The sequence below is a fragment of the Allobosea eneae genome, from assembly GCF_042657265.1.
In the GTDB taxonomy this organism is placed as follows: Bacteria; Pseudomonadota; Alphaproteobacteria; order Rhizobiales; family Beijerinckiaceae; genus Allobosea; species Allobosea eneae.
Genome location: NZ_JBHSLW010000144.1, coordinates 1 through 1,275, shown reverse-complemented (window position 1 = coordinate 1,275; position 1,275 = coordinate 1). Strand labels below are relative to the sequence as shown.

Here is a 1,275-nt window from a genome sequence, read left to right as displayed (position 1 = left end):
GGCAAAGCCTTTTTCAGATCGAGACCGAATCCCTCATCTGTTGCCCGAGGGCGCGAGCGCGATGAGGGGAAGCGCACTCGATCTGCCGAGGGCGCCTTTTCGGGCGCCCTCGGTTTGTGTGGGGGCGTTTTGGCTCAGACGAAGCGGAAATCGTCCTGGGCGAGGCTGGCGAGCTGGACACCCTTGAGGGTCAAGGTGGTGTCGGCGTCGATCGAGAAGACGGTATCGGCGCCGCTCTGCTCGGCTGCCTCCATCGCCGCCTCGAAATCGGCGAAGACGCCGACCGAGAACTCCAGCATGTCCGAGCTGGAGCCGGAGGTCTTGAAGTCGCCGATCGTGTCCTTGCCGAAGCCGGCGGCGAAGACGAAGGCGTCATGGCCCGAGCCGCCGGTGAGCGTATCGTCGCCGGCGCCGCCCTCGATGCGGTCGTCGCCGGAGCCGGCATCGATCACGTCGCGGCCGGCGCCGCCGAGCACGGCGTCGTCGCCCGAGCCGGCATCGATCGCATCGTCGCCCTCGCCGCCCTCGACCCGGTCGTTGCCGGAGCCGGCCTTGACGACGTCGTTGCCGTCGCCGCCCAGCACCCCATCGTCGCCCGAGCCGCCGTCGAGCACATCATTGCCCACGCCGCCCGCGAGGCTGTCATTGCCGGCCCCGCCCTTGAGGTTGTCGTTGCCGGCGCCGCCGTCGAGCGCGTCATTGCCGTTGCCGCCAGTGACGCTGTCGTCGCCCGCTCCGAACAGCAGCTTCTCGATGTTGCGGAAGCTGTCGGTGCCGATCCCGGCGCCGGAGACCCGCCCCGCCGCGAAGTCGACGCTGACCGGGCCGGTCGCCGCCGAGAGGTCGAGCGTGTCGACGCCCGCCTTGCCGTCGATGACGTCGTTGCCGGCGCCGCCGACGAAGCGGTTGTCGCCGCCATCGCCGATCAGGATGTCGTTGCCGGCGCCGCCGATCACCGTCTCGATCGAGACGAGTTCGTCCTCGCCGATCGCCGCGCCCTCGGCCGTGCCGGCGGCGAGGTCGACGGTGACGCCGGCGCTGTCGCCGGAGTAGTCGGCGGTGTCGAGGCCGGCGCCGCCGTCGAGCAGGTCGTCCTCCGCGCCGCCGATCAGAGTGTCGTTGCCGGTCCCGCCGAGCAGCGCGTCATCGCCCGCGCCGCCCTTGAGCACGTCGTCGCCATCCTCGCCGGCGAGCTCGTCGTCGCCCTCGCCGCCATCGACCACGTCATCGCCGCCGCCCGCAGACACAACGTCGTCGCCAGAACCGGCGAGGATG

1 protein-coding gene is annotated in these 1,275 nt (G+C 71.0%); it reads right to left on the bottom strand.

All coding sequences use genetic code 11. The features are described 5' to 3' along the window. Window positions 1-134 precede the first annotated feature (134 nt). Window positions 135-1,275: calcium-binding protein (locus ACFPOB_RS31000; RefSeq protein WP_377801976.1), on the bottom strand; the 1,141-nt coding region annotated here is incomplete at its 5' end.